Origin of the sequence: Roseovarius dicentrarchi (genome assembly GCF_003316635.1) — a bacterium.
GTDB lineage: Bacteria > Pseudomonadota > Alphaproteobacteria > Rhodobacterales > Rhodobacteraceae > Roseovarius > Roseovarius dicentrarchi.
This window is the reverse complement of record NZ_QNQP01000012.1, coordinates 58,683-82,239: the sequence shown is the minus strand read 5'-3', so window position 1 is coordinate 82,239 and position 23,557 is coordinate 58,683. Positions and strand designations below refer to the sequence as shown.

The window sequence follows — 23,557 nt, the reverse complement described above, 5'->3', positions numbered from 1 at the left end:
GTTGTGCCGCCGCAGATTAGCCGCCGCACCCGCCACCGCCAAGGCAGAGCGGCGCGGTGCCATGCGGCATGGCGTCGCGGTCGCGGCGCGGGCAATCTGGTCTAAGCGGCCTTGCGCTGCCGCCAGAGCGTGAACAGCCCCGCGCCGACAACCACCATCACACCGATCGCCACATTCGTGCGGATCGTCTCGCCAAACACCGCGACACCGATGATCGAAATGAACACCAGTTGCAGATAGGCAAAGGGCTGCACCGCGCTGGCCTCGGCTACTGCATAGCATTTGATCAGCGTGAAATGTCCCAGCACCCCGGTCAGACACAGCGCCGACATCCAGCCCCAGTCGGCCAGCACCATCGGTTCCCAGAACCAGACACCGATGCAGGTCATCCCGATGGCGCCAACCGTGCCGGTCCAGAAGAAACTGGTCGCCGCCGTATCACGCCGCGCCGCATAGCGCGTCAGCAGGCCGTATAGCGCAAACATCAGCGCGCCGATCAGGGGAATCACCGCCTCAGGCTCGAACACTGTCACGCCGGGCTGAAGGATGATCAGCACCCCGACAAAGCCGATGGCAATCGCCGTCCAGCGCCGCCATCCCACCCGCTCGCCCAGCACCGGGCCGGACAGGGCGGCAATCAGCAGCGGATAACAGGCAAAGACGGCGTGCGTTTCCACCAGCCCCAGCAGCGTAAAGCCCAGCACGATGATGCAGATTTCCGTCACCAGCAGTAGCGCGCGGACAGTTTGCAGCACCGGCTGCGTCGTGCGCGCGGCGGCGCGCAGGCCGCCCGCGTTGCGTTTGGAAATGGCGATCACGAAGGCGGCGAAAAACCAGTAGCGGATCATGATGACCATAAAGACGTTATATTCGCCCGCCAGATGGCGCGACAGCCCGTCCTGAACCGCAAAGACCAGCGTGGTCGCCAGCATCAGCAGGATACCCAGCCGTGTGTTCTGTTCGGTCATTGTGGCATCCTTGCGCGGGTCATGTGTCTTTTGCGGCCATAGCCGGGCGTGCGTGTCACGTCCATGCCGGCCTCGGCCAGTGCCCGGCGCACATGGCCCGCCGCCGTGTAAGTGGCTGCCGTTCCGCCGGGCCGCGTGTGCGCCGCAACGCTTGCCAACAGCGCCGGCTCCCACAGTTCAGGATTGCGCGCCGGGGCAAAGCCGTCAAGGAACCACGCATCGGCGCGCCCCTGCCAGCGCGGCAGCGTCTGGCGCGCGTCGCCTGCAATCACCGCGAGCCGCGCGCCATCGCCCAGATCAATCCGCGCCGCGCCGTTTTCCCAGCCCGCCAGCAGCCGCGCGGCGCGCGGTGCCAGCGCCGGAAAGGCCGCCAGCGCGCGCGCCATGTCGGCGGCGTCCATCGGATGCGCCTCGAACGAGGTCAGGTGCAGCGTGCCGGGGGCGCCGTGCGCGGCCCATGCCTCGGCCACCACAAGCATGTTCAGCCCGGTGCCAAAGCCCAGTTCGGCCACGTGGAAGCCGTCGCAAAACCGGCCCGGCAGGTCATTGCCCTCCAGAAACACATGCCGCGTTTCGGCCAGCCCGTCATCCAGACTGAAATACGGATCCTCATACTGGCGCGACACCGGCACATCGCCCGCCCGCCAGTCCAGCCGGGCGCGCTGGTCCTGCATGACGCTGTCCTTTATGCAATGGTTTCAGACGGCAAAGCATGCAGGGGGGCAGGGCGAATGGCAATGGCCGATATAACGGTGCGGGGCGCGGGTATTTTCGGGCTGGCAGTGGCATGGGCCTGCGTCCGGCGCGGCGCGGCGGTGCAGGTGATCGACCCATTCGGGCCGGGCGCAGGTGCCTCGGGCGGGATCGTCGGCGCGCTGGCGCCGCATGTGCCGGAAAACTGGAACGACAAGAAGGCGTTTCAGCTGGACAGCCTGCTGATGGCCAAAAGCTTCTGGGCCGAAGTGGCCGATGTTTCGGGCCACGCCCCCGGCTATGCGCGCACCGGCCGGCTGCAACCGCTGGAGCCGGGGGGCGCGGCGCTGGCGGCGGCGCGCGGGGTCGCGGCGCAGACGCTCTGGCAGGGGCGGGCGGTCTGGCGTGTGGCGGATGCTGCGGAATTTGCGCATCCGCCGGGCGGCGCGGGCGGACAGGTGATTCACGACACGCTGACCGCGCGTTTGCATCCGGGCCGCGCCTGCGCCGCGCTGGCCGCCGCGCTGCTGGCCAAGGGCGCGGTGATCCGTACCGAGGGCGCCGATGAGGGCCGGGTGATCCGGGCGACGGGGGCGGCAGACCTTGCGGCGCTGAACGCCGCGCATTCCCGTCAGGTGGGCAGCCCGATCAAGGGGCAGGCGGCGCTGATGGATCTGGCCCTGCCGGACCATCCGCAGATATTCGCCGGAGGCATGCATATCGTCCCGCATGAGGATGGCACCACCGCCATCGGATCCACGACCGAGCGCGATTTTGACGGGCTGCACTGCGACGCCCTGCTGGAGGATGTCATCGCCGCCGCGCGCTCCGCTTATCCGCCGCTGCAAGAGGCCCGCGTCATCCGCCGCTGGGCCGGGTTGCGCCCGCGCAGCCGCAGCCGCGCGCCGATGCTGGGCGCCCATCCGCTGCATCCGGGGCAGTTCATCGCCAATGGCGGGTTCAAGATCGGCTTTGGCATGGCGCCCAAGGTGGGGCAGGTGATGGCCGATCTGCTGCTGGAGGGACGCGATACCATCCCCGATGGGTTCCGTCCGGAGGCCTCGCTGTGAGCGGGGCGCGCGTGCGCGATATGGTCCTGACGCCGATGGGCCTGCGATTTGGCGGGCGGATATACCCGTGCAGCATCGGCAAGGGCGGCATATCCCCAGCCAAGCGCGAGGGCGATGGCGCAACTCCGGCGGGTATCCACCGCATTGCGATGACGCTCTACCGGCCCGACCGTATGCCGCGCCCGGCGCCATGGGCGCGCCCGATCCGCACCGGCGATCTATGGAGCGATGATATGCGCGATCCGGCCTATAACCAATGGGTTCGCGCCCCCTATACTGCCAGCCACGAGGCATTGCGCCGCGCCGATCCGCTGTATGATCTGGTGCTGGTGACAGATTGGAACTGGCCGGAGGCGGTGCCGGGGCGGGGCAGCTGCATTTTCATCCATCAATGGCGCAGGCCGGGATATCCGACCGAAGGCTGCATTGCATTGCGCCGCGATGATCTGCACGCGATTGCAGCGATGGCCGTGCCCGGCACACGTTTAATTGTTTAATTGAAACAAAGGGACGAGATGCAAAGCGCACCTTTGGTTCAAGGTCATGGCCGATGCATATTAAAACACTGGGTTTCGCAAAGCCTGTGCGAGAAATGGCACAGCCCGAATACGGCTGGCAATAAAACCAGGGTCGGCGCCACCCCCTTGAGTGGTCGAAGTTTCTCCACGCACCTTGTCAAGGTTTCTTTTGCACATCTCGATTAATTCATTTAAAGGGACTGTTAAAGACACTGTTGCAAACCGAATGTAGGAAACAATGGCAAAGTTCGATCTGAAATCCCTGAGCGTACAGGAATTGAAAGCACTGCAAAAGAAAGTCGAGCGTGAAATGGCGGGCCGCGACAAGCGGCAGCGCAAAGAAGCGTTTAACGCGGTCAAGGAAAAGGCCAAGGAGCTGGGGTATTCCCTGAATGAGTTGCTTGGCGACGGAACAGGATCGCAGCCGGCCGGAATCAGTGCCAGCCCCAAGGCAATGCGCGTTCCCGCGCCGGTCAAATACCGCAGCCAGATCGACCCCTCCCTGACGTGGAGCGGGCGCGGACGCCGGCCCCAGTGGATCAAGGACGCAGAGGCAAGCGGCGTTGATCTGGAAACGCTGCGCGTGGACACGACAGACACAGACAACGTCTGAACCCTGAACGCTCGCGTATAAATTAAAACCGCCCGCAGGCTTGATGCCGCGGGCGGTTTTTTTGTGGCGTGCATGATGGAAGTCGCGTTAATCGCGATCCCCGAAAATGGCGCTGCCGACGCGAATATGGGTGGCGCCCTGGGCGATGGCGCTTTCGAAATCGCCGCTCATTCCCATCGACAGTCCCGCCAGATCATTCCGTGCCGCGATTTTCGCCAATAGCGCGAAATGCAGGCTGGGCTCCTCATCCACCGGGGGAATGCACATCAGGCCTTTTACCGGCAGGTTCAGATCGCGGCACTGGGCAATGAACGCATCGGCATCGGCTGGCATGACGCCGGCTTTCTGATCCTCTTCGCCGGTGTTGACCTGCAAAAACAAATCGGGGCAATGGCCAAGCTCATCGGCGATGCGCGCGATTGCGTTCGCCAGTTTGGGCCGGTCGACCGAATGGATTGTCTGAAACAGATCGAAGGCTTGGCGCACTTTGTTTGATTGCAGCGGTCCGATCAGGTGCAAATCGATATTATCGAAAGCCTCGCGAAACTCCGGCCATTTCCCGCCTGCCTCCTGAACGCGGTTTTCGCCAAAGCTGCGATGCCCCTCGCGCAAAACGGCCTCGACGCGCGCGTTCGGCTGCATTTTGGACACCGCAATCAGCGAAACGCTGTCCGGGCTGCGCCCGGCGGCGGAAATTGCGGCATCCACGCGGGCAGTGATATCGGCAAGGCTCATGGGGGCACCCTTGAATGTATGGTTGAAGATTGCCCTTATCTAATCATTCGGACCACCGGGATGCAAAGCGTCATCGCGCGCGCCGTCGATACGGGTTGCAAACAGCTTGCCCCATGGGCGCGCGTTGGTTACTAGGGGGAAAGTCAACGTCGGACGGTAATATGATGCTTTTTTCGGTGAAACGCGCGGTGATCGCTCTTGCGGCCCTCGGCATGCTTGCGGCCTGCGGTGACGAGCCGCCGACATTGGACCGCGAGGCCATGCAGATCAAAAGCGGGCGGGAGGCCAAGGGCCCCGCGCGCGTCGGCAAGGCGCCGGGCGAGCAGGGCAGCAGTATCCTTGAAATTTTCAAGAACAAGGATGCCAGCGTCAAGGTGAACCGTTTCCTCTGGACGGCGTCGCTTCAGGTGCTGGATTTCCTGCCGGTGCAGTCGGCTGATCCCTTTACCGGCGTCATTTCCACCGGCTACGGCGTGCCGCCGGGCGGCGGACGCGCCTATCGCGCCACGATCCTGATCAGCGATCCGGCGCTTGACGCGCGGTCGCTCAACCTGTCGCTGTCCACGCAAAGCGGCCCTGTCGATGCGGGAACGCGCCGCGCGGTCGAAGATGCGATCCTGTCGCGTGCGCGGCAATTGCGTATTCAGGCGGGCAATTTCTGATCGGATCCTTTGCGCGGGTGTGATTGCGCAACTGTGACGCGGCGCCGGGCTTGCCGCGTCAGGATACCACGGGCATCGGCATGATGCTGTCGACCCACGCGATCTGCCGGGGCAGGCAGATGGTTTCCAGATCATATGCCTCTACCGCATGTTTCCGCGCGGCCTGACCCAGCCGCGCGCGCGCGCCGGGATCCTCCAGCAGATCGCAAACCTCGCGCACCAGCGCGGCACGGTCAAAGAAATCCACCAACCGTCCGGTCTGGTCATGCGCGATCACCTCGCGCACCGGGGCCGTGTCGCTGGCAACGATGGCCGCGCCGCAGGACATCGCCTCGATCAGCGACCAGCTAAGCACGAACGGATAGGTCAGATAGACATGCACGCGGCTGATTTGCAGCACGCGGGTGAACTGATCATGCGGAATGCGGCCCAGAAAATGCACGCGGCGCCAATCGGCGTCGCTGATCTGGCCCGCCACCTCATCGCGAAAGATCTGCTTCCACGTTTTGCCCTTGGGCGGGGCGCTGCCATAGCTGACCTCATCACCGCCTATGATGATGACGCGCGCCTTTGGCCGGGCGCGCAGCAGGTCGGGAAGGGCGCGCATGAAAATATGATAGCCGCGATACGGCTCAAGGTTGCGGTTAACGAAGGTGATGATCTCCGTCTCGCGCGTATAGTCGGGAAATCCCTTTAATTTCAGCGCGACACCGGCATCCGGCGCCGACCAGTTGGTGTCAATGCCGTCATGCGCCACGGTGATGCGGCGGCGAAATTCATCCGGAAACGTATCGGCCTGAAACGTCGTGGGGCTAAGGCCGGCCTCGGCATATGGGAAGTGCAGATGGTTGTTCAGGTTCTTCAGCCGGATGCGCAGGGGCTGCACCTCTGGCTCTCTCGCGCGAAATTCGGGGTCGAAATCCAGATGCGGATAGCCCGCCTCGTGATAGAGTTCGCAATACAGACCCATGCGCGCCTCGGGCCACAGATCGCGCAGGAACATCGATTCGCCCCAGCCGGGATGGGCAAGTATCAGATCCGGCACATATCCCTCATCCGCGAGGCGCCGCGCCGCGCGCCAGCATGCCTCGCCGCGCGTGACCTTGGTGTCCAGATCCACCAGCCAAGGGTGAACGTTCTGTCCCTTCCGCTCCGGCAATGTATAAGGCAGAACGCGCACACCCTTCCAGTCGGTCGGCTCTTTTACCTTTAGCGTCAGCGCGGTGCAGTCATCGCCGCGCGCTGCCAGCGCTGGCGCCAGGTGTTTGAACTGGCCGGGAAAATTCTGATGGATGAATAGGATTTTCATTGGCCCGGCCCTGCAATATCGCTCTGCACCGTTATAGGCAGGTCTTGCGCACGTGCAAACCCTTGCAAATATGCGCCTCGCCACTGGACGATACGCGCCGCTGCGCCTATCACCGGACCTGACGTATTGACCTCAGTGAAAGCCGCCGCCATGCCCCGTTATTCCGCCGCCCAAATCGAAGCCAACTGGCGCAAAGCCTGGGATGACGCCGGAATTTTCCGCGCAGGCAACGATCCGGCCAAGCCGAAATACTACGTGCTGGAGATGTTCCCCTATCCCTCGGGCCGTATCCACATGGGCCATGTTCGCAATTATACGATGGGCGACGTGATCGCACGGCACAAGCTGGCGACGGGCCATAACGTGCTGCATCCGATGGGCTGGGACGCGTTCGGCATGCCGGCAGAAAACGCCGCAATGGCGTCGGGCGGGCATCCCAAGGACTGGACCTATCAGAACATCAAAGACATGCGCGACCAGATGAAGCCGCTGGGCCTGTCGATTGACTGGTCCCGCGAATTCGCCACCTGCGATCCGGAATATTACGGCCAGCAGCAGGCGCTTTTCCTCGATATGCTGGAGGCTGGGCTGGTCTATCGCAAGAACGCGGTCGTCAACTGGGATCCGGTGGATATGACTGTTCTGGCCAATGAGCAGGTCGAAAATGGCCGCGGCTGGCGTAGCGGCGCCGAGGTGGAGCGGCGCGAGCTGACGCAGTGGTTCTTTGCCATTTCCGACATGGCCGAGGAACTGCTGGAGGCGCTGGATACGCTAGATGACTGGCCCGCCAAGGTGCGGCTGATGCAGGAAAACTGGATCGGCAAATCGCGCGGGCTTCAGTTTGCCTTCGGCCTGAATGACGGGCCGGAGGGGTTCGACCGCGTCGAAGTATATACAACCCGCCCCGACACCCTGATGGGCGCCAGCTTCGTCGGGATATCCCCCGATCATCCGCTGGCGAAACATCTGGAGAAGGACGACGCCGATCTGGCCGCCTTCAATGCGGACTGCCGCAAGGGCGGCACCACCGAAGAGGCGCTGGAGAAGGCGGAAAAGCGCGGCTACAACACCGGCCTGACCGTGCGCCATCCCTTTGATACATCGTGGGAATTGCCCGTCTATGTGGCCAACTTCATCCTGATGGATTACGGCACCGGCGCCATTTTCGGTGTGCCCGCGCATGACCAGCGCGACTTTGACTTTGCCACGAAATACAGCCTGCCGATCATCCCCGCGTTTCTGCCGGCCGAGGATGCAGACCCGCACCTGACCGCCCCTTACGTGCCACCAAAAACCGAGCCGGTGCATTACGTCAGCACCATCGCGGGCGACACATGGCAGACCGGCGCCGCGGCGATCGAGGCGACCATCGCCTTCTGCGAGCAGAACGGCGTAGGGCAGGGCGTGACCAAATATCGCCTGCGCGACTGGGGCCTGTCGCGGCAACGCTACTGGGGCTGCCCGATCCCGGTGGTGCATTGCGACACCTGCGGCGTGGTGCCGGAGAAAAAGGAAAACCTGCCGATCCGCCTGCCGGACGATGTGACGTTCGACGTGCCCGGCAACCCGCTGGATCGCCACCCGACATGGCGGCAGGCACCTTGCCCTAAATGTGGCGCGGATGCCCGGCGCGAGACGGATACGATGGATACCTTCGTCGACAGCTCGTGGTATTTCGTGCGCTTCACCGCGCCCCATGCCGACACGCCCACCGATATCGCGGCGGCGGAATACTGGATGAATGTCGATCAGTATATCGGCGGGGTCGAACATGCGATTCTGCACCTGCTCTACAGCCGTTTCTTTGCGCGCGCGATGCATATCACCGGCCACCTGCCCAAATCGGCGTCTGAGCCGTTTAACGCGCTTTTCACCCAAGGCATGGTCACGCACGAGATCTACCAGACGCCGGGCGACAATGGCCGCCCCGTCTATCATCTGCCCGAGGATGTGACAGACGGCAAACTGGCCGATGGCACACCGGTGCAGATCGTCCCCTCGGCCAAGATGTCGAAATCAAAGAAAAACGTCGTGGATCCCATCGGCATCATCAATTCCTACGGCGCCGACACCGCCCGCTGGTTCGTGCTGTCCGACAGCCCGCCCGAGCGGGACGTGGAGTGGACAGCCTCGGGCGCCGAAGCGGCGCACAAGCACCTGTCGCGCGTCTGGCGCATCGCCTCCGAGATCGCGGAAGGGGGCGCCGAAGGCACTGCGGAGGCCGACGAGGCGCTGCTGCGCGAGATGCACAAGGCGATCCATGATGTGACGGGGGGCGTCGAATCGTTCGGCTTCAACGCGGCGATTGCGCGGCTTTATGCCTTTACCGGGGTGCTGGCGAAAAGTGAGGCCGGCACCGATGCCAAACGGCAGGCCGCGCGCACGCTGGCGCAGCTGATGTCGCCGATGACGCCGCATCTGGCCGAGGAAATCTGGCAGATGCTGGGCGGCGAAGGGTTGATCGCCGTCGCGCCCTGGCCGGTGGCCGATCCGGCAATGATGCAGGACGATTCCATCACCTTGCCCGTGCAGATCAACGGCAAGCGGCGCACCGAAATTCAGGTGCCGCAGGACATGCCCAAGGACGAGGTTGAAAAGATCGCGCTGGCAACCGATGCTGTGCAGCGTGCGCTGAATGGGGGCCAGCCAAAGAAAATCATCGTCGTCCCCGGCAGGATCGTCAATGTCGTCGTTTAACAGACGCCACTTTTGCCTTGCCGCGCTTGCCGCGGTTCCCGCCTGCGGCTTTGCCCCGGTGTATGGCCCGAACGGCGCCGGCACGGCGCTGCACGGCAAGGTGCTGGTCGATGAACCGATCACGCGGGACGCCTATCTGCTGACCCGCGAGCTGGAGACGCGGCTGGGCCGCGCCAATCCGGGGCAATACGGGCTGAGCTATGCGATTGACGTCGGCAGCGAATCCATAGCCATCTCGAAGGCCAACGTGACGACCCGGTTCAACCTGCTGGGCGATGCCACCTATGCGCTGCGCGATCTGGACACGGGCGCGGTCATCACGTCTGGCAAGGTCAGCAACTTTGTCGGCTACTCCGCGTCCGGCTCCACCGTGGCGACGCAAGCCTCCGAAGGCGATGCGCGGGGGCGGCTGATGAATATCCTTGCCGATCAGATCGTGACGCGCCTGATCGTGGCCGTTCCAGCCGCAGACATATGAAACTCAGCCCCCGCGATGCGCCCGCATATTTCGCGCGCCCCGACCCTGCGCGCGCGGGCCTGCTGATATATGGCGCCGATCCCATGCGCATCGCCCTGCGCCGGGCCGAGGTGATCGCCGCACTCGTCGGCCCCACCGGCGAGGAGGAAATGCGCGTAACCCGCATGGCGGCGGGCGAGCTGCGCAAGGATCCGGCGCGCCTGAACGATGCGGTCAAGGCGGCCAGTTTCTTTCCCGGCCCGCGTGTCGCATTCGTCGAGGACGCGACCGAGGCGATGGCGGCGCCCATCCTTGCCGCGCTCCAGGATTGGCGAGAGGGGGACGCGCAGATCATCGTGACGGCGGGGCAGCTGAAGCCGACATCGAAACTGCGCAAGACGTTCGAGGCGCACAAGAATGCCTATATCGCCGCGATTTATGACGAGCCGCCCAGCCGCGCCGAAATCGAGGAAACGCTGGCAAAATCCGGGCTGAAGAATATCGGGCAGGACGCGCTGCGCGATCTGCACGATCTGGCGCGCGCGCTGGACCCCGGCGATTTTCGCCAGACAATGGACAAGCTGGCACTTTATAAACTGGACGATACCGCGCCGCTGACGCCCGAGGATATCGCCGCCTGCGCGCCCGCCTCGGTCGAGGCGGATCTGGATGATATCCTGCATATCGTGGCCGAATCGCGATCGGGCGAGATCGGCCCGATGATGAAGCGGCTGCGCGCTCAAGGGGTGCAGCCCGTCGCGCTGTGCATCGCGGCAACGCGGCATTTTCGCACGCTTTACACGGCGGCGTCCGATCCCGGCGGCGTAAGCCAAGGCATCGCGCGGATGCGCCCGCCGGTGTTCGGCCCCCGCCGCGACCGGATGCAGCGGCAGGCGCAGGCATGGGGCGCGGCCAATCTGGAAACGGCGCTGGGCCTTTTGACCGAAACCGATCTGGCGCTGCGATCCGCCGCGCAGACAGCGCCGCAGATGCCGCTGGTCGAACGCGCGCTGATCCGGCTGGCGATGACGGTGCGGCGCTAAAGCGGCCTATTCGGGGTATTTCGGTCCGGTTTCGGCTTCGATCATTGCAAAGAATTCGGCGCCGGTGATGCGCGTGTGATCGCCCTCCAGCGCGTAACCTGCCGGTTTGGCATCAATGAACAGCTCATGCGTCAGGGTGATGCCGTCGGTATCGTCCAGCGTGCCCATGTTGATGTAATGCATCCCGTGCTGCGGGCCGGGCGCGGTCAGGCGATACCAAAGGCCGCTGCCGCATTTGCCGCAAAAAGCCCGCTCGCCCCATTTGGATGAGGTGTGGATCTTGATCGTGTCGTGCGCCGTGACCTTCAGCGCATCGCCCGGCACCTGAACCGACAGAACGATCCCGCCCGACCATTTGCGGCACATGCCGCAATGGCAGGCACCTGTTTCGCTGACGGGGTGGTCAAAGCTGAATCTGGCGGCGCCGCACAGGCATGATCCGGTATGGGGCATTTGAGTATCCTCGGTCTGGGCGCGTTTGCGCGGGGGTTACTGTGTGCTGCTGGTGGCATCCTCGCCGGAGGGCGCGCTGTCTGCTGCGCCGTTTGCCGGGGTGTCTGCCGGGGTGTCTTCGGTGCTGTCCGGCGGGGTGTCCGGCGCCGCCGCATCGACAGGCGTGCCTGTCGGCAATGCGCCGTCCTGCCAATCGCCGGTTTCTTCCTGACCGGAGGCATAACGCATTGTGCCGGCGCCCTGCCGCTTGCCATCGACAAACAGCCCCTCGTAGACGTCGCCATTCACATAGGTGGCAACGCCGGTGCCGTTGATTTCGCCGTCTTTCCACTCGCCTTCGTAGGTGAACCCGTCGGGCATCACGATCTTGCCAATGCCGTCGCGCTGGCCGGCGACGAAGCTGCCGGTATAGACGGTGCCATCGGGATAGGTGGCGGTGCCTTGGCCCTGCCGCTCGCCATCGGCCCACTCGCCTTCATAGCGATAGCCATCGGCGTAGGTCATCACGCCCTGGCCGTGGTTGCGGGCGTTCTTGAACATGCCCTCATAGACCAGACCGCTGGGATATGTGGCGCGGCCTTGCCCCTCGATCACGCCATCGGTCCATTGGCCGTCATAGGTGGCGCCGTCGGGATAGGTGATCTTGCCCTCGCCATTGGCCAGATCGTCGCGGAAATCGCCCTCGTAAACCGATCCGTCCGGGTAGGTGACGCGGCCTGTGCCGGCAATTTTGCCCGCGACCCACGATCCGGTGTAGACATAGCCATCGGTGCCGGTGAATGTGCCCTGACCGTCGCGTTTGTCATCGCTGAACGCGCCCTCGTAGATGTCGCCATTGTCATAAACGACGCGGCCTTGCCCCTCGCGGCGGCCGGCCACCAGCGCGCCCTCATAGACATCGCCATTGGGCTGGGTCAGCTTGCCCTCGCCGTCGATCTGGCCATCTTTCCACAGGCCCGCATAGATCAGACCATCGGGCATGGTCAGCGTGCCGGTGCCGTCACGTGCGCCGCGCTTGACCTCGCCCTCGTAGGTGGCGCCGTCGGGATAGGTGATGGAGGCGGTGCCGTCCTTGACACCCTCTACCCAATCGCCCTCATAGATATAGCCGCCGGGCGATGTCATCGTGCCGCGCCCGTGGTGCATGGCATTCATGAATTCGCCCTCATACCGCACGCCGTTGGCATAAATGGCGATGCCGCGCCCGTTGATCTTGCCGTTCAGCCAGCTGCCCTCGTAGGTGCCGCCATCGGTGAACACGATCTTGCCGGTGCCATTGGGCTTGCCCAGGGCAAATTCGCCCTCATAGACCGAACCATTGGGAAAGCGGGCGACGCCGCGACCCTTGATTTCGCCCTCCTGCCAGTCGCCGCTGTATTCATAGCCATTGGGCAGGGTGTAGGTGCCGGTGCCGTGCTGAAGCCCGTCCTTGAACGTGCCCTCATAGACGCCGCCATCGTCATATTGCTTGGTCTCAATGGTGCCGTCCTGCGCCACCAGCTGCGCGCCCATCATCCCGGAGGCCAGCGCCACTGTGGCGGCGAGAAAAGTCTGTCGTTTCAAATTGAATTTCATGCTGCGCCCCGGATGCCTTGCCGCCGCGCCGATGACGCGACCTTCGGGCAAAAGTAATGGACCGCCCCCCTCGGGGCAACGCGATTCGTCCCCGTCGGCCCGGTGCCGCCGGAAGCGATCTGTGGCAAAGGGCAGTTTTGCGGCATTCTGCGATTGGGGTGCGCGCGAAAACACTCTAGATCAGGGCGGGACAACACAAAGGAAACGCCCATGCCTGACCGATTTCGCCTGACCCTTGCCCAGCTAAATCCAACCGTGGGCGATATTGCAGGCAATGCCGAGCAGGCCCGCGCGGCATGGGCGGACGCGCGCGATGCGGGCGCCGACATGCTGGCGCTGCCCGAGATGTTCATTACCGGCTACAACACTCAGGATCTGGTGCTGAAGCCTGCGTTCCATCAGGCCGCGATCGCCGCGATTCATCAACTGGCGGCGGACTGTGCAGACGGTCCGGCCATCGGTATCGGCGGCCCTGCGGTGGAAGGGGCGGAGCTGTGCAATGCCTACTACATCCTTCAGGGCGGCACGGTGTCGGCGCGGGTGCTGAAACATCACCTGCCGAATGAGACGGTTTTTGATGAGGTACGCCTTTACGGATCGGCGCCGCCGAGCGGCCCGTATACGGTGGGGCCAATGCGCATCGGCAGCCCGATTTGCGAGGATGCCTGGCACGAGGACGTGTCCGAGACGCTGGAGGAAACCGGGGCCGAGCTGTTGCTGGTGCCCAACGGCTCGCCCTATTATCGCGGCAAGATGGAGGTGCGCCAGACCATCATGGTCAGCCGCGTGATCGAGACGGGTCTGCCGCTGGTTTACCTGAACATGACCGGCGGGCAGGACGATCAGGTGTTTGACGGTGGCAGTTTCGTGCTGAACCCCGGCGGCGCGCTGGCGGTGCAGATGCCGCTGTTCGAGGATGCGCTGCGTCACGTGGATTTTACCCGCGGGCCGGAGGGCTGGACGGCGCAAAAGGGCGATCTGGCCCCCATACCGGACAGCCTGGAGCAGGATTATCACGCGATGGTCGTGGCCTTGCGTGATTACTTGCGCAAGGCGGGCTTTGGCAAGGTGCTGCTGGGCCTGTCGGGCGGTCTGGATTCGGCCATCGTCGCGGTGATTGCTGTCGATGCGCTGGGCGCGGATAATGTGCGCTGCGTGATGCTGCCATCGGAATACACGTCGCAGGGGTCACTGGACGATGCGCAGGCCGTCGCCGACGCGCTGGGCTGCCGCTATGATTTCGTGCCGATCACCGAGGGGCGCGCGGCGATCACCGCGACACTGGCGCCGCTGTTCGAGGGCGCCGCGCCCGACGTGACCGAGGAGAATATCCAATCGCGCCTGCGGGGCCTTTTGCTGATGGCGATGTCCAACAAATTCGGGGAGATGCTGCTGACCACCGGCAACAAATCCGAGGTGGCGGTGGGCTATTCGACGATTTATGGCGATATGAATGGCGGCTACAACCCGATCAAGGATCTGTACAAAACCCGCGTCTTCGACATTTGCCGCTGGCGCAACGCGCATCATCGCGGCTGGATGATGGGACCGAAGGGCGAGGTGATCGCAAACCGCATCATCGACAAGCCGCCCTCGGCCGAGCTGCGCGCAGATCAAAAGGACAGCGATTCGCTGCCCGATTACCCGGTGCTGGACGGTATTCTGGAATTGCTGATCGATGGCGATGCCAGCGTCGCCGATTGCGTTGCCGCCGGGTATGACCGGACGGATGTGAAGAAGGTCGAGCATTTGATTTACATCAGCGAATACAAACGCTTCCAATCCGCGCCCGGCACGCGTCTGAGCAAACATGCGTTCTGGCTTGACCGGCGCTATCCGATTGTGAACCGCTGGCGGGACGATGGCGGGGAATAAGAGATTTTATGCCTCCGGCGGGGATATTTAAGGCAAAAAGAAAGGGCCTGCGCCTATTCCCACCAGCGGTCTATCGTGGCGATATCATCGTCGGACCAGCCGAAGTGATGCGCGAATTCGTGGATCGTGATATGAGCGATCAGGTCGTGCAATGTCACGCCCTCGCGGCTTGCCAGCTCCGCCAGGATAGGCTGGCGGAACAGCCATACGGTATCGGGCCAGGGCGCGGGGTAGGAGACCGATTTTTCAGTCATCGGAATACCCTCGTAAAGGCCGGTCAGCTCTATCGGGTTGTCCATGCCCAGATCGGCCAGCATGGCCGCATCCGGCATATCCAGAACGCGCAGCACGACATCGGCGGCGGCAGCGGCAAAGGGGGCGGGCAGATCGGCGACGGTGTCGCGGGCCATCTGTTCGATCTGGTCAAGGCTGGGGATGTGCTGCGTCATACACGCTTATATGGGCTGTCCTGCTTGCAAAGGGAAGCCGGCGTCAGAGTGGCACGCGCAGGCGCAGGAAACCTTGCGGCGTTATTCCCAGATCGGTTGCGTTGATATCTGCGATTGCGTCCGGATCGCTGCGCAGGGCCGGGCCGGTGTCCAGAAGGACGGTGTTGCCGGGCATGTTCGTGAACTGCCATGCCGCCGCTTTGTCTTTGGGCAGAACCAGCGGGGTGCGTGCGATGTCATCGACAATTTCGTCACGCAAGATCGGTGTCGATATGTGGATGATGGCGCCCCGATCCACCCGCTGAAACGCGCCGCCGCCCTGCACGCGGTGGCTGTTTGTGGCCAGCAGGAACGCAGCGGTATCTGCCAGGGGTTTGCCGCTGTAGCGCAGATTGCGGATGCGATGAGACGCCGGATTGATCAGCGCGCCGCACCGATCATATCGCGGCGGCGCCGACAGGTCGATCTGATAGCTGAGCCCGGCGATAACGTCGAAATCATGCCCCGGTACGGTGGTGTCGCGCAGCATCGCCTCGGGCCGGTCCGGGTGCTGGGTGGCAAAGCAGATCGCCGCCCGCTCCAGCCAGTCGCGCAGGCCCGCGCCGGTGATCAGCACGCCGCACAGACGGTTGGCAAAGGGGTAGAGATCCGCCGCATGGCGCAGTGAAATCGGCCCGGCTGGCACATCGGTAAAGTTTTGCGGGCCGCCGCGCCCCCCGGTTTTGAACGCTTGGGTCGCCGACAGGATCGGCAGCGCCGCGTAGGGTGTGTCGGCCACCGCGCACGACAGGATGCGCTGTTGCAGCAGGTTGATGGCGGCAACCGACGGATCGGGCCGCACCAGTGCAAGATAGCTGTGCAGGCGCTGCGCAGACTGGCCGATGGGTTTGCGCATGTGGCGCAAGGTCAGGTTGTGCGCGGCATGCAGGCTGCGCGACAGGGCGGGGTCAGGCGCCGTTGCGGCGGCGCTGGAGGCGGCGACCGCGCGCAATGTGCAGTGATGGCTGGCCACGGACCAGCGCCCGGCGCGGCGCGTCAGCGCCAGATCCATGACCCCCAGATGCGTGCCATAGGCGCCCGCCAGAAACGCCGGCGTGCCGTTCAGCGTTGCGCGCGCGTGATCGACGCTTGTGCCGGCAGTGTCGCATGCGGGTTGCGGAAACAGATCGTGGCTGTGCCCGGCCATGATCGCATCCACCCCCGGCAGTGCCGCCAGGGCAAGCGCGGCGTTTTCCGCCATCGGGCGCGGCGCGCCGGTATCGATGCCGGTATGCGCCAGCAGCAGCACCAGATCCGCGCCTGCCGCACGCACCCGCGGGACAATAGCGCGCGCGGTTTCAACCATATCCTGCGCATATAGGCGCCCGGACAGATGCGCCTCGTCCCAGATGGCGATCTGCGGCGGAACCAGCCCGATGACACCCAGCGTCAGGTCGTGCATCTGCCCGTCATCGCCGCGCAGTTTGCGGTGCAGCAGCAAATAGGGCGGCAGGAAGTTGCCCGGCGACGCCGAGCGGGACTGCGTCACCACATTGGCGCAGGTCAGCGGAAAAGTTGCATCGGCCAGCGTTCGGTTCAGCCAGTCAAGGCCGCAGTTGAATTCGTGGTTGCCCAGGCCCGCGGCGTCATATTCCAGCATGGTTCATCGCGGTAATGATCGGGTTGGGGCCGGTCCATCCGCCGCCGCCGGGCTGTGTGACATCGCCAAAAGGTGTGCCTTGCAGCGCGTCGCCATTGTCAAACAGCATCGTGTTTGCAACCTCGGCGCGTGCGGCGCGGATCAGCGTGGCGGTGCGGGACAGGCCGTAGGGGCGGTCGCCCTCGTCAGCGTAATAGTCATAGGGCAAAAGATGCGCATGCAGGTCCGTGGTGCCCAGCAGGCGCAGCTGGGCGGATACATCACCGGCGGCGGTCGGGCTGGCAGGTGCGGTATGGGATCTTAGCCCGATATTCATTCGCTTTTCCGGTTGCGGCATGGCATGGCGGAGGCGCCTTGGCCCGTGTGATGGTGCTGTAATTGCTAGCAGAGTTTCAAAACCTATCCACAAGACAAGCGCAACCCAAGGGCGAGTACGGCGGTTTTGGCGGCAGCTGTTACATCCATGCAACCATGCTTGCGCGGGACCGTGGATCGTGGCAGGGAACGCGGCAAATGCAGGAGGAACACGCGTGAAGCTGGCAGAGGCCGTAACTTTCGGTGGGGCGGCGCTGGACCGGGTGGCGTATTTGCGGGCAAATCCGGCGGATCTGGACCGCGCCATTGCCGAACTGGGCGCCGAGACGATCCTGATGTGGCGCGGCAAGCCGTTGGTGCAGGCGGGCGCGCTGGCGCCGCTGGTGCGGCTGCGCCTTGATCATCGGGTGCTCAAGGGCGCGCGCCGGATCCTGCTGGGCCGGGCGCAGGGTGCGGGGCCGCTGATCCTGGCGCATGACATATCGCATTGGGTGCCGGACGGGCAGGATGCGCAGACGCTGAACAGCTTTCTGGATCCCAGCGAGCAGCGGCACCCTGATCTGCCCGAGGCTTGGGTTTTTGCCGAACTGCGCCGGATCATGACGCTGCTGTCGCCCCGCGATGCAGAACTGGCGGCAACGGCGCGCGGGCTGTTTGGCTGGCACGACAGTCACGGGTTTTGCGCCTGTTGCGGGGCCGCCAGCGATATTTCCATGGCCGGCTGGCAGCGGCGCTGCCCGGTATGCGCGGCGCCGCATTTCCCGCGCACCGATCCGGTGGTGATCATGCTGATAACGCAAGGAAATTCGGCGCTTTTGGGCCGCTCGCCCGGCTGGCCGGAGGGGATGTATTCGCTGCTGGCCGGCTTTGTCGAGCCGGGCGAGACGATCGAGGCCGCCGTGCGCCGCGAGGTTCTGGAGGAAACAGCCATTCGCGTGGGCGAGGTGGGGTATCTGGCCAGCCAGCCGTGGCCGTTTCCGGCCTCCCTGATGATGGGCTGCCACGGCACCGCGCTGAGCCGCGACATCACGATTGACCCGTCGGAGATTGAGGATGCGACATGGGTCACGCGCGAGGATCTGATGGACGCGTTTGCCGGGCGTCATGCATTCCTGTCCCCTGCGCGGCACGGTGCGATTGCGCAGTTTTTGCTGTCCAACTGGCTTGCGGACCGGCTGGATTGAGGCAACACTATCGGCCCGGCCTGCATCCATAGGCGCGCGGCAATATTTGATAAACCTGAGCAGGACACCGGTATGAAACTTGAGGCACGCGAAGATATCGAGGCGCCCATCGACTTTGTTTTTTCCCAGATTTCGGATTTTTCGGCGCTGGAGCGGTCACTGCTGCGGCGCGGCGTCGATGTGCAGCGCACCACGGACAAGACGCCGCCGGCACCCGGCCTTGCGTGGGACACTGAATTCGACATGCGCGGCAAGCGCCGGCAGATGCATCTGGAGATGACGACGTACGAGCCGCCGTCGCTGATGCGCTTCGCCGCGACCTCGAAATCGCTGGATTGCGATATCGAAGTTGAGCTGGTGGCACTGTCCCGCGGGCGCACACGCATGTCCATGATGGCCGAGCTGAAGCCGTTGAACCTGACGTCGCGCCTGATGGTGCAGTCCCTCAAACTGGCCAAGACGAACGTGTCCAAGCGGTTTGACCTGCGCATGGCTGGTTATGCGCGCGATCTGGAAGATAAATACATCCGCCGCGCCTGATCGCGGCGCGGCGCGCGCAGCCTAGTCGCGGCGCGCGTCGCGGGGGTACACGCCCAGGATGTTGATCTGCGACGTGAAATAGTCCAGCTCTTCCAGCGCAAGCGCCACGTTTGCATCGTCTGGATGGCCTTCGATATCGGCGTAGAACTGCGTTGCCGAAAACGACCCGCCTACCATGTAGCTTTCCAGCTTGGTCATGTTGACGCTGTTGGTGGCAAAGCCGCCCATCGCCTTGTAAAGCGCGGCGGGAATGTTGCGCACGGTGAATATAAGGCTGGTCATCATGCCCGCATCGCCGCGCCGGGACATGTCGGGCGCGCGCGACATCACCAGAAAACGGGTTGTGTTGTTGCCCTCATCCTCGATCCCGTCGGCCAGCGGCTCCAGCCCGTAGATTTCGCCGGCCAGTGCGCTGGCCAGTGCGGCGGTGTGCGGCACGCCGTCCTCGGCCACCTGACGCGCCGATCCGGCGGTGTCGGCACCGGCGATACGTGCGATGCCGTGCGTCTCCAGAAATCCGCGGCATTGGCCCAGCAGCATCGGGTGGCTCATCGCGCTGCGCACCTCGGACAGCGGCGTGCCGGGCACGGCCAGCAGGGCAATTTTCACCCTGACGAACGCCTCGCCAATGATGTGCAGGCCGCTGCCCGGCAGCAGATGATGAATGTCCGCCACGCGCCCGAAGGTCGAATTTTCGACCGGCAGCATCGCCAGATCGGCGGTGCCGCCGCGCACCGCGTCAATCGCATCCTCGAAGGTGCGGCAGGGCAGGGCGGTGGCGCCGGGATATGTCTCGCGGCAGGCCTGATGCGAATAGGCGCCCGGTTCTCCCTGAAAGGCGATTGTCTGGGGCATGGGTATGGATCCTTGCGATTGGCATCGCCGCGGCAGCGCGGGTAACGGGCCGGGGGTCATTTCGCCGCGCAAACTATACCTTGCGCAAGGGGAGGGGAAGCGGATAGATACGCGGCCAAAGGATATCAAATGGAAGCGGGTACATGTTCGACACAATGACACTCACCAAGGTTCTGGGCGCCTTTTGCGGCGCGTTTCTGGTGTTCCTTCTGGGCAAATTCGTGGCCGAAGAACTGTATGCATCGCGCGTTGGTCATCACGACGGCGAAGTGGTGCAGGGCTACCTGATCGACACCGGCGGCGATGACGAGCCGACCGAAGTTGCAGAAGGCCCCACGTTTGAAGAAGTCTACGCCGAAGCCGACGCCGGCAAGGGCGAGCGCGTGTTCAACAAATGCAAGGCCTGCCACCAGCTGGAGCAGGGCGCCAACTCGACCGGCCCATACCTCTATAACGTTGTGGGCCGCGACGTGGGGACCGCCGAAGGCTTTGGATACTCGGGCGCGCTGTCGGCTGTTGCAGATGTGTGGACCCCCGAAGAGCTGAGCGGTTTTCTGGAAAAGCCGGCCAGCTACGCGCCCGGCACCTCGATGGGTTTCGCCGGCCTGAACAAGGTCGAGGACCGCGCCAACGTGATCGCGTATCTGGCCACATTCGGCGGCTGAAGCCCCGTAGTGTCCGGCAGATTGGCAAGGGGCGGTCCACCGGGATCGCCCTTTTTCGTTCACCATTGCGGCAGCAGCACCCGATAGCGGCTTTCGGCGCTTGAATTTGGCGCCCCCGCTCCGGTAGCGTGCAGCGTAGTTGCCCCGGCTTCCCGGCGCGGATCACCAATGAGGATAGCCATGCCCCAGCGACCCATCGCCATATCCCGCGCAGCGCCCATCGGCATGTCTGGCATGTCGGGCCTGCTGCGCAGCGCCCTGACAGGGCTGGCCATTGCCGCGCTGGCCGCGCAGGCCGCATTTGCGCAGGACGCGGGCGAGGATGTGATCCGCTCGCACGGGTACAGCTATTTCGGGGATCTGAAATACCCCGCCGATTTCACGCATTTCGACTACGTCAATCCGGCCGCACCCAAGGGCGGTGAAATCGCGCTGGACGCCTCCGGCACGTTCGATTCGATGAACCCCTATTCCCGCAAGGGCCGCGCCGGCGCCTATTCGTGGATGGTTTATGAAAGCCTGCTGGGCGACATGCTGGCCACCAGCGAGGGGCTGCCCGCCGACACCTATGGCGAGGCGTATGGCCTGCTGGCCGAAAGCCTGGAATATGACGCCGGCAAAAACTGGGTCATTTTCCACATGCGCCCCGAAGCGCGGTTTTCCGACGGCACGCCCGTGACCGCGCATGACGTGGTCTTCTCGCACAACCTGTTTCTGGAGCAGGGCCTGCAATCCTATGCCGAGGCGGTCAAGCGCCGCGTGACCGGTGCCGAGGCGCTGGACGATCACACCGTCAAGTTCACCTTCGCGCCCGGTATTTCGCGCCGGTCACTGGTCGATCAGGTGGGCGCGGTGCCGGTATTCCCCAAGGCATGGTATGAGAAAACCGGCGCCCGTCTGGACGAGCCGCGCCTGGATGCCGCGCCCGGATCGGGCCCGTACATGATGGCCGAGGCCGAGGTGAACCGTCGCATCGTCTATAAACGCAATCCCGAATACTGGGGCCGCGACCTGCCGATCAATGTGGGGCGGCATAATTTCGATACGATCCGGATCGAGTATTTCGCGGACGACTCGGCTGCGTTTCAGGCCTTTACCGCAGGCGAATATACTTTCCGGCAGGAAACAAATTCGAAAACATGGGCCACCGGCTATGATTTCCCCGCCGTCCAGAAGGGGTATGTCAAGCTTGAGGATCTGCCAGACGGCACGCCGCCGACACCGTCCGGCATCGTGTTCAACCTTGGCCGCGAGACGCTGAAAGACCGCCGCGTGCGCGAGGCGATCGCGCTGGCGTTCAATTTTGAATGGACCAATGAGAGCCTGCAATACGGCCTGTTCAAACAGCGCGAATCCTTTGTTCAGGACACGCCGCTGCAAGCGTCCGGCGTGCCCGAAGGGGCCGAGCTGGAGCTGCTGCAAAGCCTGGGCGATGTCATTCCGCCGGAAATGCTGACCGAACCTGCCCTGCTGCCGCATACATCGGATGCCAGCCGCCTGACGGACCGGCGCAACCTGCGCCGCGCAATGGGCCTGCTGGACGAGGCGGGCTGGCCCGTGGGCGATGACGGCATGCGTCGGCGCGCAGACGGAACCACGCTGACGCTGGAATTTCCAATCCCGTCCTCGGGGTCTGCCACCATTGGCGCGGTGGTCGAGAATTTCGTGCAGAACCTGCGCGCGATGGGCATTGATGCCAAGATGGAGAAGATTGACCCGTCGCAATACACCCTGCGCAGCCGGGACCGCGATTATGATCTGGTATTCGATAATTATTCATCCTTCCTGCAACCGGGCACCGGCCTGATGCAGCGGTTCGGCAGCCAGGAGGCCGCGTTCAGCCTGTTCAATCCCGCCGGTCTGGCCAGCCCGATGGTGGATGCGATCATCAACGCGGCGCTGGAAACCGACGACCAGCAGATGCAGGACGCCGCCCTGACCGCACTGGACCGCGCGCTGCGCTACGAGCTTTTCATGATTCCGGTGTGGTATAACGATGCGCATTGGGTCGCCTACTGGGACATGTACGCGCATCCCGAAACCATGCCGCCCTATGCACTGGGCGTGCTGGATTTCTGGTGGGCCGATGCAGACAAGGCGGCGGCGCTGAAATCCTCCGGCGCGCTGAGGTAGCGCGGCTATGGGAGCCTACATTCTGCGGCGTCTGCTGCTGATCATTCCGACGCTTTTCGGGATCATGGTCATCAACTTCGCGCTGGTGCAGTTCGTGCCCGGCGGCCCGGTCGAGCAGGCGATTGCCAACATGCAAGGCAAGGGTGACGTCTTCGACAGCTTTGCCGGGGGTGGCAGCGATGCCGGTACGGCCATGGATGCGGGTGGCGCGGGCGACAAATATGTCGGCGCGCGCGGCCTGCCGCCCGAGATGATCGCCGAGCTGGAAAAACAGTTCGGCCTGGACAAACCCGCGCTGGAGCGGTTTGGCCTGATGATGTGGAATTATCTGCATTTCGATTTTGGCGAGAGTTATTTTCGCAAGATCGAGGTGACGGATCTGGTGCTGGAGAAGATGCCGGTGTCGATCTCGCTGGGCCTGTGGTCGACGCTGATCGCCTACCTGATTTCCATCCCGCTGGGCGTGACCAAGGCTGTGCGCGACGGCAGCAGCTTTGACACCTGGACCAGCGGCATCATTATCGTGGCCTATGCGATTCCGGCGTTTTTGTTCGCCATCATGCTGCTGGTGCTGTTCGCAGGCGGCAGTTACTGGAAACTGTTCCCGCTGCGCGGGCTGACCTCGGACAATTTCGAGCAGCTTAGCATGGTGGGCAAGGCGCTGGATTACCTGTGGCACATCGCGCTGCCGGTTCTGGCCAGCACGATTGCGGCCTTTGCCACGCTGACACTGCTGACCAAGAACAGCTTTCTCGACGAGGTGAAGAAGCAATATGTGATGACCGCCCGCGCCAAGGGGCTGAGCGAGAGGCGCGTGCTGTATGGTCATGTTTTCCGCAACGCGATGCTTATCGTGATTGCCGGATTTCCGACTGTCTTTATCGGGATTTTCTTTGGCGGGTCGGTGTTGATCGAGACGATATTCTCGCTGGACGGGCTGGGCCGACTGGGGTTCGAGGCCGCGGTGGGCCGTGATTACCCGGTGATGTTCGGCACATTGTTCCTGTTCGGACTGATCGGGCTTTTGGTCAATATTTTCAGCGATCTGATGTATGTCCTTGTCGATCCGCGCATCGATTTTGAAAAGCGGGAGGGCTGAGCGCGTGATC

Annotated in this window: 23 protein-coding genes; 13 read left to right on the top strand and 10 right to left on the bottom strand. The window is 63.7% G+C overall.

All coding sequences use genetic code 11. The features are described from left to right. Positions 1-101: 101 nt before the first annotated feature. Positions 102-968 (bottom strand): DMT family transporter, encoded by an 867-nt coding sequence (locus DQ230_RS10375; RefSeq protein ID WP_113912527.1) that lies wholly within the window; start codon positions 966-968, stop codon positions 102-104. Continuing rightward, positions 965-1,642 (bottom strand): tRNA (5-methylaminomethyl-2-thiouridine)(34)-methyltransferase MnmC2, encoded by a 678-nt coding sequence (gene mnmC2 / locus DQ230_RS10370; protein WP_113912526.1) that lies wholly within the window; start codon positions 1,640-1,642, stop codon positions 965-967. The genes DQ230_RS10375 and mnmC2 overlap by 4 nt, the downstream gene beginning before the upstream one ends. Before the next feature lie 63 nt (positions 1,643-1,705). Between mnmC2 and DQ230_RS10365 the strand changes: the two genes are divergently transcribed. The 3 genes from DQ230_RS10365 to DQ230_RS10355 all read left to right on the top strand — a co-directional run bounded on the left by DQ230_RS10365 (position 1,706) and on the right by DQ230_RS10355 (position 3,862). Further along, positions 1,706-2,731, top strand: coding sequence for an NAD(P)/FAD-dependent oxidoreductase (locus tag DQ230_RS10365; protein ID WP_113912525.1), 1,026 nt, complete (start codon positions 1,706-1,708; stop codon positions 2,729-2,731). A 20-nt stretch (positions 2,732-2,751) separates the two neighbouring features. Continuing rightward, a complete protein-coding gene (locus tag DQ230_RS10360) occupies positions 2,752-3,228 on the top strand; it encodes a L,D-transpeptidase family protein (RefSeq protein ID WP_113912557.1) in 477 nt (158 codons plus the stop codon). Positions 3,229-3,487: 259 nt separating this feature from the next. Next, a complete protein-coding gene (locus DQ230_RS10355; RefSeq protein ID WP_113912524.1) occupies positions 3,488-3,862 on the top strand; it encodes an H-NS histone family protein in 375 nt (124 codons plus the stop codon). 87 nt (positions 3,863-3,949) lie between these two features. Here DQ230_RS10355 and DQ230_RS10350 read toward each other — a convergent pair whose 3' ends face one another. Next, positions 3,950-4,597, bottom strand: a complete 648-nt coding sequence (locus DQ230_RS10350; protein WP_113912523.1) for a YggS family pyridoxal phosphate-dependent enzyme — start codon at positions 4,595-4,597, stop codon at positions 3,950-3,952. Between the two features lie 161 nt (positions 4,598-4,758). On the opposite strand from DQ230_RS10350, the gene DQ230_RS10345 reads away from it, so the two are divergent. Further along, a complete protein-coding gene (locus tag DQ230_RS10345) occupies positions 4,759-5,259 on the top strand; it encodes a DUF3576 domain-containing protein (protein WP_113912522.1) in 501 nt (166 codons plus the stop codon). A gap of 58 nt (positions 5,260-5,317) precedes the next feature. On the opposite strand, the gene DQ230_RS10340 is transcribed toward DQ230_RS10345, so the two are convergent. Continuing rightward, a complete protein-coding gene (locus DQ230_RS10340) occupies positions 5,318-6,568 on the bottom strand; it encodes a glycosyltransferase (protein WP_113912521.1) in 1,251 nt (416 codons plus the stop codon). Positions 6,569-6,718: 150 nt separating this feature from the next. On the opposite strand from DQ230_RS10340, the gene leuS reads away from it, so the two are divergent. From leuS to holA, 3 genes are read left to right on the top strand one after another with little or no spacing between them, the layout of a single operon-like run. After that, a complete protein-coding gene (leuS, locus tag DQ230_RS10335) occupies positions 6,719-9,265 on the top strand; it encodes a leucine--tRNA ligase (RefSeq protein WP_113912520.1) in 2,547 nt (848 codons plus the stop codon). Continuing rightward, a complete protein-coding gene (gene lptE, locus DQ230_RS10330) occupies positions 9,252-9,743 on the top strand; it encodes an LPS assembly lipoprotein LptE (protein WP_113912519.1) in 492 nt (163 codons plus the stop codon). Before leuS ends, lptE begins: the two co-directional genes overlap by 14 nt. Next, on the top strand, positions 9,740-10,765 hold the full coding sequence (holA, locus tag DQ230_RS10325) for a DNA polymerase III subunit delta (RefSeq protein WP_113912518.1): 1,026 nt from the start codon (positions 9,740-9,742) through the stop codon (positions 10,763-10,765). Before lptE ends, holA begins: the two co-directional genes overlap by 4 nt. 6 nt (positions 10,766-10,771) lie before the next feature. Here holA and DQ230_RS10320 read toward each other — a convergent pair whose 3' ends face one another. Next, a complete protein-coding gene (locus tag DQ230_RS10320) occupies positions 10,772-11,218 on the bottom strand; it encodes a GFA family protein (RefSeq protein WP_113912517.1) in 447 nt (148 codons plus the stop codon). Between the two features lie 36 nt (positions 11,219-11,254). Further along, the gene (locus DQ230_RS10315; RefSeq protein WP_238987493.1) at positions 11,255-12,733 is read right to left on the bottom strand and encodes an MORN repeat-containing protein; all 1,479 of its coding nucleotides are present in this window, start codon (positions 12,731-12,733) and stop codon (positions 11,255-11,257) included. Positions 12,734-13,003: 270 nt separating this feature from the next. On the opposite strand from DQ230_RS10315, the gene DQ230_RS10310 reads away from it, so the two are divergent. Then, the gene (locus DQ230_RS10310; RefSeq protein ID WP_113912515.1) at positions 13,004-14,668 is read left to right on the top strand and encodes an NAD+ synthase; all 1,665 of its coding nucleotides are present in this window, start codon (positions 13,004-13,006) and stop codon (positions 14,666-14,668) included. Between the two features lie 53 nt (positions 14,669-14,721). Here the strand turns inward: DQ230_RS10310 and DQ230_RS10305 are convergent, their stop codons facing one another. Genes DQ230_RS10305 through DQ230_RS10295 form a run of 3 tightly spaced genes read right to left on the bottom strand, consistent with a single transcriptional unit; the run spans position 14,722 to position 17,072 of the window. Next, positions 14,722-15,117, bottom strand: coding sequence for a metallopeptidase family protein (locus tag DQ230_RS10305; RefSeq protein WP_113912514.1), 396 nt, complete (start codon positions 15,115-15,117; stop codon positions 14,722-14,724). A 43-nt stretch (positions 15,118-15,160) separates the two neighbouring features. Beyond that, positions 15,161-16,756, bottom strand: a complete 1,596-nt coding sequence (locus DQ230_RS10300; protein WP_113912513.1) for a 5'-nucleotidase C-terminal domain-containing protein — start codon at positions 16,754-16,756, stop codon at positions 15,161-15,163. Further along, a complete protein-coding gene (locus DQ230_RS10295; protein ID WP_113912512.1) occupies positions 16,743-17,072 on the bottom strand; it encodes a hypothetical protein in 330 nt (109 codons plus the stop codon). Before DQ230_RS10295 ends, DQ230_RS10300 begins: the two co-directional genes overlap by 14 nt. A 214-nt stretch (positions 17,073-17,286) precedes the next feature. Between DQ230_RS10295 and nudC the strand changes: the two genes are divergently transcribed. Both nudC and DQ230_RS10285 read left to right on the top strand, forming a co-directional pair. Further along, positions 17,287-18,255, top strand: a complete 969-nt coding sequence (nudC, locus tag DQ230_RS10290) for an NAD(+) diphosphatase (RefSeq protein WP_113912511.1) — start codon at positions 17,287-17,289, stop codon at positions 18,253-18,255. A 72-nt stretch (positions 18,256-18,327) separates the two neighbouring features. Then, positions 18,328-18,795 carry an SRPBCC family protein gene (locus DQ230_RS10285; RefSeq protein ID WP_113912510.1) on the top strand — a complete coding sequence of 156 codons (468 nt, stop codon included), beginning with the start codon at positions 18,328-18,330 and terminating at the stop codon, positions 18,793-18,795. A 21-nt stretch (positions 18,796-18,816) separates the two neighbouring features. Here the strand turns inward: DQ230_RS10285 and DQ230_RS10280 are convergent, their stop codons facing one another. Further along, entirely contained in the window at positions 18,817-19,650 is an 834-nt protein-coding gene (locus tag DQ230_RS10280; RefSeq protein WP_113912509.1) for a prephenate dehydratase, read from the bottom strand. A gap of 143 nt (positions 19,651-19,793) precedes the next feature. On the opposite strand from DQ230_RS10280, the gene DQ230_RS10275 reads away from it, so the two are divergent. From DQ230_RS10275 to DQ230_RS10265, 3 genes are all read left to right on the top strand, one after another. Further along, a complete protein-coding gene (locus DQ230_RS10275) occupies positions 19,794-20,315 on the top strand; it encodes a c-type cytochrome (protein WP_113912508.1) in 522 nt (173 codons plus the stop codon). A gap of 225 nt (positions 20,316-20,540) precedes the next feature. After that, on the top strand, positions 20,541-22,448 hold the full coding sequence (locus DQ230_RS10270) for an extracellular solute-binding protein (RefSeq protein WP_238987492.1): 1,908 nt from the start codon (positions 20,541-20,543) through the stop codon (positions 22,446-22,448). Between the two features lie 7 nt (positions 22,449-22,455). Beyond that, positions 22,456-23,547 carry a microcin C ABC transporter permease YejB gene (locus DQ230_RS10265; RefSeq protein ID WP_113912506.1) on the top strand — a complete coding sequence of 364 codons (1,092 nt, stop codon included), beginning with the start codon at positions 22,456-22,458 and terminating at the stop codon, positions 23,545-23,547. The last annotated feature ends 10 nt before the right edge of the window (positions 23,548-23,557 follow it).

Coding starts and splice junctions, on each gene's coding strand:
- holA (WP_113912518.1), top strand. CDS start 9,740: ATGAAACTCAGCCCCCGCGATGCGCCCGCATATTTCGCGCGCCCCGAC.
- DQ230_RS10310 (WP_113912515.1), top strand. CDS start 13,004: ATGCCTGACCGATTTCGCCTGACCCTTGCCCAGCTAAATCCAACCGTG.
- DQ230_RS10265 (WP_113912506.1), top strand. CDS start 22,456: ATGGGAGCCTACATTCTGCGGCGTCTGCTGCTGATCATTCCGACGCTT.
- DQ230_RS10355 (WP_113912524.1), top strand. CDS start 3,488: ATGGCAAAGTTCGATCTGAAATCCCTGAGCGTACAGGAATTGAAAGCA.
- leuS (WP_113912520.1), top strand. CDS start 6,719: ATGCCCCGTTATTCCGCCGCCCAAATCGAAGCCAACTGGCGCAAAGCC.
- DQ230_RS10285 (WP_113912510.1), top strand. CDS start 18,328: ATGAAACTTGAGGCACGCGAAGATATCGAGGCGCCCATCGACTTTGTT.
- DQ230_RS10270 (WP_238987492.1), top strand. CDS start 20,541: ATGTCTGGCATGTCGGGCCTGCTGCGCAGCGCCCTGACAGGGCTGGCC.
- mnmC2 (WP_113912526.1), bottom strand. CDS start 1,642: ATGCAGGACCAGCGCGCCCGGCTGGACTGGCGGGCGGGCGATGTGCCG.
- DQ230_RS10350 (WP_113912523.1), bottom strand. CDS start 4,597: ATGAGCCTTGCCGATATCACTGCCCGCGTGGATGCCGCAATTTCCGCC.
- DQ230_RS10280 (WP_113912509.1), bottom strand. CDS start 19,650: ATGCCCCAGACAATCGCCTTTCAGGGAGAACCGGGCGCCTATTCGCAT.
- DQ230_RS10320 (WP_113912517.1), bottom strand. CDS start 11,218: ATGCCCCATACCGGATCATGCCTGTGCGGCGCCGCCAGATTCAGCTTT.
- DQ230_RS10345 (WP_113912522.1), top strand. CDS start 4,759: ATGATGCTTTTTTCGGTGAAACGCGCGGTGATCGCTCTTGCGGCCCTC.
- DQ230_RS10365 (WP_113912525.1), top strand. CDS start 1,706: ATGGCCGATATAACGGTGCGGGGCGCGGGTATTTTCGGGCTGGCAGTG.
- DQ230_RS10295 (WP_113912512.1), bottom strand. CDS start 17,072: ATGAATATCGGGCTAAGATCCCATACCGCACCTGCCAGCCCGACCGCC.
- DQ230_RS10300 (WP_113912513.1), bottom strand. CDS start 16,756: ATGCTGGAATATGACGCCGCGGGCCTGGGCAACCACGAATTCAACTGC.
- DQ230_RS10360 (WP_113912557.1), top strand. CDS start 2,752: ATGGTCCTGACGCCGATGGGCCTGCGATTTGGCGGGCGGATATACCCG.
- DQ230_RS10340 (WP_113912521.1), bottom strand. CDS start 6,568: ATGAAAATCCTATTCATCCATCAGAATTTTCCCGGCCAGTTCAAACAC.
- DQ230_RS10315 (WP_238987493.1), bottom strand. CDS start 12,733: ATGATGGGCGCGCAGCTGGTGGCGCAGGACGGCACCATTGAGACCAAG.
- DQ230_RS10375 (WP_113912527.1), bottom strand. CDS start 968: ATGACCGAACAGAACACACGGCTGGGTATCCTGCTGATGCTGGCGACC.
- DQ230_RS10305 (WP_113912514.1), bottom strand. CDS start 15,117: ATGACGCAGCACATCCCCAGCCTTGACCAGATCGAACAGATGGCCCGC.
- DQ230_RS10275 (WP_113912508.1), top strand. CDS start 19,794: ATGTTCGACACAATGACACTCACCAAGGTTCTGGGCGCCTTTTGCGGC.
- lptE (WP_113912519.1), top strand. CDS start 9,252: ATGTCGTCGTTTAACAGACGCCACTTTTGCCTTGCCGCGCTTGCCGCG.